The 6256-nt window shown below is 58.9% G+C and carries 7 protein-coding genes; 5 read left to right on the plus strand and 2 right to left on the minus strand.

What is annotated here, in order from left to right; genetic code table 11:
• Positions 1 to 97 precede the first annotated feature (97 nt).
• Both EAY64_RS15345 and EAY64_RS15350 read left to right on the plus strand, forming a co-directional pair.
• Positions 98 to 1012, plus strand: coding sequence for an MbnP family copper-binding protein (locus EAY64_RS15345; RefSeq protein ID WP_103525618.1), 915 nt, complete (start codon positions 98 to 100; stop codon positions 1010 to 1012).
• Complete coding sequence (locus EAY64_RS15350; protein ID WP_103525619.1) at positions 1009 to 2172, plus strand: methanobactin export MATE transporter MbnM; 1164 nt, start codon at positions 1009 to 1011, stop codon at positions 2170 to 2172. The genes EAY64_RS15345 and EAY64_RS15350 overlap by 4 nt, the downstream gene beginning before the upstream one ends.
• A gap of 818 nt (positions 2173 to 2990) precedes the next feature.
• Here EAY64_RS15350 and EAY64_RS15355 read toward each other — a convergent pair.
• Positions 2991 to 3485: a nuclear transport factor 2 family protein gene (locus EAY64_RS15355; RefSeq protein WP_199734466.1), complete on the minus strand. Its 495-nt coding sequence runs from the start codon at positions 3483 to 3485 to the stop codon at positions 2991 to 2993.
• Between EAY64_RS15355 and EAY64_RS15360 the strand changes: the two genes are divergently transcribed.
• The 3 genes from EAY64_RS15360 (at position 3484) to EAY64_RS15370 (ending at position 5404) form a co-directional block, all read left to right on the plus strand.
• Positions 3484 to 4248, plus strand: coding sequence for an AraC family transcriptional regulator (locus EAY64_RS15360; protein ID WP_103525620.1), 765 nt, complete (start codon positions 3484 to 3486; stop codon positions 4246 to 4248). The two genes, EAY64_RS15355 and EAY64_RS15360, sit on opposite strands and share 2 nt — an antisense overlap.
• Before the next feature lie 146 nt (positions 4249 to 4394).
• Complete coding sequence (locus EAY64_RS15365) at positions 4395 to 4688, plus strand: transposase (RefSeq protein WP_103525621.1); 294 nt, start codon at positions 4395 to 4397, stop codon at positions 4686 to 4688.
• On the plus strand, positions 4685 to 5404 hold the full coding sequence (locus tag EAY64_RS15370) for an IS3 family transposase (protein ID WP_113023938.1): 720 nt from the start codon (positions 4685 to 4687) through the stop codon (positions 5402 to 5404). The genes EAY64_RS15365 and EAY64_RS15370 overlap by 4 nt, the downstream gene beginning before the upstream one ends.
• A 264-nt stretch (positions 5405 to 5668) precedes the next feature.
• Here the strand turns inward: EAY64_RS15370 and EAY64_RS15375 are convergent, their stop codons facing one another.
• The gene (locus tag EAY64_RS15375) at positions 5669 to 5944 is read right to left on the minus strand and encodes a hypothetical protein (protein WP_147456237.1); all 276 of its coding nucleotides are present in this window, start codon (positions 5942 to 5944) and stop codon (positions 5669 to 5671) included.
• Between the last annotated feature and the right edge of the window lie 312 nt (positions 5945 to 6256).

Here is a 6256-nt window from a genome sequence, read left to right on the forward strand (position 1 = left end):
TACGGCAAGTCGGCGCAACGCAGAATCGGGGGTTTTGTTAGCGGGTCTAAGCCAGCCCGCAAGCCGGGGGACTTGGCCCCTGGCAGGAGTTCTTGTCATGTTGCAGCGTTTTTTCCATACCGGCCTGCTGACTGTCTGCTTGCTGTCCATGCCACGGCTAGCCGCCGGGCAGGAAGTCGCCCTGCGCTTTGCCCTGCAAGCTGGCGAACAGCCCTTCTCTTGTGCCAGCCCTGCATTGCCACTGGGGCAGCCGCCCCTGCCCACCCGGCTGAAGGATGCCAAGTTCTATCTGTCGGATATCCGTCTGCTGCGCGACGACGGTCAGCCGCAGGTCTTGCAGTTACATGCGGATGCCTGGCAGTCGCGCGATGTTGCCTTGCTGGACTTTGTCCCCGGTGGCGGCAGCTGCCACGCCGGTTCTGCCGGGCCGGTGCATGACTCCGTGCAAGGGGAAGTGCCCGCCGCTCACTACCGTGGCCTGCTGTTCAGCATCGGGGTGCCGCTGCAAGGGCGGGATGAACAGGGGCGGCCAGTCAGCCTCAATCATGGCAATTTCGAGCTGGCCGATGCGCCGCTTGATCGCGCCAGCATGGCCTGGAGCTGGCAGGTGGGGCGCAAATTCATCAAGCTGGAACTGCTGCCGGAAGGCGGGGTGGCACGCAGCAATGGCCGCGCAGCGGTGTGGACGCTGCATCTGGGCTCCACCGGCTGTAGCGGCAATCCGGCACAGGTAGGTGCCGTGCATTGCCTCAGCCCTAATCGGGTGGCGGTGATGCTGCCGGATTTCGACCCGGCACAAGACCGGGTGGTGCTGGATGTTGCCCGCTTGCTGGCAGACAGCAATCTGGCCGAGGACAAGGGCGGGGCCAGCGGCTGCATGAGCAGCATGGACGACCCGGAATGCAAGCCACTGTTTGCCCAGCTGCAATTACAGCTGGAAGCCGGGGTGCGCCGCGGGCAGCCCTTGCTGCCGCAGACATCGCCAGCCTTTGTCCGGGTGCAAAAGCCATGAAGCAGAGCGCAAGAGGGTGGGCCTTGCGGGGAGTATGCACTGGGCTGGTCTTGCTGGGTGGGCTTTGCCTTGCTCCCTTGCAGGCGGCGGAAAGCTTGCAGGACAGCTGGCAATGGCGCTTGCCTGCCGGCTTTGCCGCCCCAGTGGTGCCGGCCGATAATCCGATGAGCCAGGCCAAAGTCGAGCTGGGGCATTACCTGTTTTATGAGAAGCGACTGTCGGGTAATGGCAAGCTGATGTGCGCCAGCTGCCACATCCAGCGACTGGCATTTACCGATGGCCTGCCGGTTTCGCGCGGCTCCACCGGCGAGTACACCGCCCGCAGTGCCCAGGCGCTGATGAATGTGGCCTGGAACGCCAGCTATACCTGGGCCAATCCGGCACTCACCAGTCTGGAAACGCAGATGAGCGTGCCCTTGTTCGGGGAAAACCCGGTGGAGATGGGAGTAAACGACAGCAACAAGCAGCGGGTGTTGCAACGCTTGCAGGCGGATAAGCGCTACCGGCGCTTGTTTCGTCAGGCTTTTACGCAGGATGCGGCACCCATCAGCTGGCGCAATATCATCCGGGCGATTGCCAGCTTCGAGCGCAGCATGGTGTCGGGCAATGCCCGGTATGACCGCTACTTGCAAGGTCGCACCCGGCTGACCGCCGCCGAGCTACGCGGCAAGGCACTGTTTTTCGGTGAAAAGGCCGAGTGTTTTCACTGTCATGGCGGTTTCAATTTCAGTGACCAGACCGTATCGGTTAAAACCCGGCTGGAAGAAATGCTGTTCCATAACACCGGGCTATACAACCTGGACGGCAAGGGCGCATTTCCCGAGGGCAATCGCGGGATATATGAACTGACCGGCCTGGCGGAGGACATGGGCAAGTTCCGCGCGACCAGCCTGCGTAATATCGCCGTTACTGCACCCTATATGCATGATGGCAGCCTGAAAGACTTGCCATCCGTGCTGGCCTTCTATGCCGCTGGTGGCCGCAAGATTGCACAGGGAAAATACCAGGGTGATGGCCGCCAGAACCCATACAAGAGCGAGCTCATCGGAAACATCGACTTGAGCCGGCGGGAGCAGCAGGACATCATCGCGTTTCTGGGTACGCTGACTGACCCGCAGTTTTTGCATCAGCGCGCACTGGCTGACCCGTTTCGGCGCTAGTCAGCGATTTTGGACGGACCAGACAGCACAAGAACATGCAATATTGCTGATGGCGGATTTTCCTTCATTGGCCCGTGACCTCTTATTGCGCAAGAACCATCTTGTGCGATAAGTGTTGAATTGTGGTTTTGCCTTCGCTGTATTGATCAAGGCGACTTCTACTTTATTCGTATCCAGTAAAACAGTTCGAGGTAGCGCTGCGTAGATGAGCTTACGTAGAGTGAGTTATCTGACTGGATGGGTGAAATTATTTCTACACAAAGGCCACCGTCTAAATGTGTAGATGTATGAAAAATACCAGGACAACAAGGGAGTTTTGCGGCTGTTCTGGCACTGGTTTGCGCATTGATTATCACTCGTGTGCAAATTCCCCGTCGTTTTAACGCGCTATCCCACCTTCTCCAATTGGTCGGCCCTTGTTGTATGGCACGGTGATTTCTTTTCCCGTTTGATTCGCTAGTCATCTTTCAGTCTTTCCGCGCCCGGGCGGATGGAGCCGCGGCTGTGGTCGAGGTTGAGCTGGTCAATGGCGGCCATGAGTGTGGCGCGCTTGCCGCGAGCGCCAAGTGATGGCTGATGCTGGCAGAAAGGGAGGACAGGTGGTGTGGCAGCGGCTGGAGATGATTTGCCGCTTGACCGGGGCTACGTCTTCCGGTGCCAGGCAGGCTACGCCGTTGACATCGGCTTCCGTCGCGATTGGTCACCATATAGGGCGTGCTTGCTGGAAAACAGCACGCGGTGCTTGTAACACAGCGGCTGGATCTGGAAGCAGGGGCGGGGCACGCAAACGGCAAGATTTGCCCCGCATCTACTGCACATTATTTCATGCTGCCCATGTCGCGGTCAGACTCCATGCCTTCGAGCATCAGCGTGGTTTCCTCTATGCGGACGAAACGTCCTTCGACATCGAATTCCGCAAACAGATAAACCTCCTGCACGACCCGGGAGCCGTTGCGGTTCATGACATGGACGCGATGGCGGTCGGCGTAATGCTGGCCATCGCGCAGTTCGTCCAGCACCTCGATGCGAGCCGATGCCACGACCTCGCGCAGCTTGCGCGCGTGTTGCACGAAGGCCTGGCGGTCGTCCCAGTGTCCGTTTGTGCGCTGTCGGTAATCGGGGCTGAAATGGTGGTCGAGCACATCCTCCAGGGGGCGCTGCTGTTGGTTGAGGATGTCATCCAGGGCAGTGTAGATATCTGTTGGTTGCATGTGGTGTCGCGCCTGATGGTTGATCGAACCGCCATGGTAGATTTGTTGCATTGCTGTGCGTACGGTATAAATGCCAATCAATACTGTTTTAACGCCATTCATGTTCGATCCCATGATTCCACCAGCCCAGGCTGCGGACGCGAGTGGTCCGCTTCTGCTGGCTGTAGGGCACCACTCCAGTGAGGTGCGGGTGACCTCCCTTCATCATCATGCTCGTGGCCAGTTGCTCGGTGCGGCACAAGGGCTGCTGTCGGTCGATGCGGCAAATACCCGATGGGTTGTGCCTGCAAGCTATGCCATCTGGTTGCCGCCAGATGTTCCACACGGGCTGCGCTCGCACGGGCCTTTCTCGGGGTGGAGTGTTTACGTGGCGGCATCTGCCTGCGCTGAATTGCCTAGCGAACCATGCGTTCTGGTCGTCTCCAGTCTGCTGCGAGAGGCTGTGGCGCGTGCAAGCACGTGGGGAGCAGATGGACTGGACGAGCCGCAGACACGGCTGGGGGCGGTCATCCTCGACGAGATTCATTTGTCGCCTCACGCGGCGCTCGGCCTGCAAATGCCCCAGGATATCCGCTTGCTCAAGGTTGCACAGGCCTTGTGCGAGCAGCCTGGTGATGAGCGGCGCTTGGAGGAGTGGGCCGAGTGGGTGGATATCGCGCCTCGCACGCTGACCCGTCGTTTCATTGCCGAGACCGGATTCACCTTCACGGAGTGGCGTCAACGCGTCCGAGTGCTGAAGGCACTGGAGCTGCTGGCGACCGGCAGGTCGGTAAAGGCGACTGCGCTGGACTTGGGGTACGACAACGTGAGCGCGTTCATCGCGATGTTTCGACGTCTTTTGGGTGTGACGCCGGGGCGGTATTGATTGACCACGTTTTCATTCCGACCTTATGGCAGGGTACGGAGCCGCTGATCTCCACTCCGCTGCATGGGGTTTCCTTAGTTGTGGTCTGTCCCGCCCTTTGTGGACACTAACTTGAGGTGGATAATCACCACTTGGGAGCTGTGTCCATGAATAAAACCAGACGTACTTTCCCCGATTCCCTCAAGCGAGAGGCGGTTGAACAGGTCCTTGCCGGCACACCATTACGGCATGTCGCCCAAGCATTCGAGATTACCGAGTCGCTGCTCGGCAAGTGGAAGCGCCAATTTCAAGAGGCTGGAACCGATGCTTTCCCCGGTCGAGGCAGGCAGAGCGGCGAAGCGGCCGAACTGAAACGACTTCGTGACGAACTCGCTCGCGTCACCATGGAGCGCGATGTGTTAAAAAAAGCGCTCGCCATCTTCTCGCAACCCACGAAGTGAAGTTCCGTGCCATCCAGGCACTGTCGGGCCGCTACCCTATTGGCCCGATGTGCCAACTGTTTCGTGTGCCCCGTAGTGGCTACTATGCATGGCTACATCGCCCACCGTCAGCGCGAGAGATGGCAAACCGACAACTGCTGCGTGAAATCCGGCTGGTGCACGCTGAGGTGAATGGTATTGATGGCCATCGATGTATCCATGCCGAACTTCGGGCGCAGGGCTTTGCTTGCGGGAGGCATCGCATCGCCAAATTGATGCGGCACAACGGTATCAAGGTCAGAACCCGTAAGCGTTGGAGACCCGTCAGTGGAGGCCAGCACCTTCTCCCCGTCGCACCGAATCTGCTACAACGGCAGTCTGCTGCAGACAATCTCAATCAGCGCTGGGTATCCGATATGACCTATATCCGGACTGGCGAAGGGTGGCTGTATTTGGCGGTGGTACTGGACTTGTACTCCCGGGCCGTCGTGGGCTGGGCAATGCATCACCGAATGCAGCAAGAGCTGGTACATGCGGCCTTGACGATGGCTGTGGCACGTCGCAAGCCTTCCGGAGAAGTGATTCTGCATTCGGACCGAGGGAGTCAGTACTGTGCCTTTGACTACCAGGCATTGCTGAAGCGGCATGGAATAGTGCCAAGCCACTCCCGCGCCGGGAACTGCTGGGATAATGCAGCGATGGAGAGTTTCTTCCGTTCCGATTTCAGTGATACGTGACGTCTTGGCGTGCCAGCAAGTGTCTGTTAAACCGCCGCACGTTTGAAGGAATCCGGGGAAGTACGTTGGTTTGCTTGATGGTCACCGCGCCCAAGTGGCGATTATCCACCTTTCCTGAGTGTCTGCAGGGGGTGGTGCCGACCAGATAATGGCGCGCCAAGGCCTGATTCGCGACGATGCTGACTGGCCGCCGGGTTGGCAGCAGGCGGGGTGATGGGCAGATTCCTGCCGGCCCTTATCTTTCCGGCGAAAGACCGGGCTGTTTTATTTACCGCGATATTCCACGCGTTCTAGCATTTCCTCAACTGCCATTTGCAGGGCCAGGGATGCACCATCCGGGCCTGGGCGGTCAGCAAAGTCGGTCCATTCGCCATAGCGCAGCTGCCAGCCGCAGAAGTGTGCTTCATCCACTCGCAAGATAAATTCCGGTACAGAAAAAATCGTACCTGCAGCCGTGGTGAGTTGCCGATACTGAATGCTGCTGCTGTCCTCTATAAACATAAAACGCCTGTTTCCGTGCAATGTGAGCAGGGTAGTCATCTTACACCGCCCGTGGCACTTGGTAGCGCAACACTCGACGGCCCGTACTATTGGAAACGATGCCGCGGATAAGGCTTGCCCTATCATTGGCAAGCCGGCCACATGCGTGGATATTTGACTCTTTGCGTCCCAGGCCCGCCACCCGTCTCCGAGTCGTGAAGATTATTCGGGCCGGTCAGGATTTGCCTTATGCCAGGCACCGGCTGCACCGTGCATGTGTTAAGACCCGATAACAAAACCCCCGCTCCAGCGTTGCGCCGCCTTGTCGTACTCTATGTACTGTCTGCGGCGGCGCGCCTTGGCCCGGGTTCT

Source organism: Aquitalea palustris, assembly GCF_003693445.1.
GTDB classification, from domain to species: domain Bacteria; phylum Pseudomonadota; class Gammaproteobacteria; order Burkholderiales; family Chromobacteriaceae; genus Aquitalea; species Aquitalea palustris.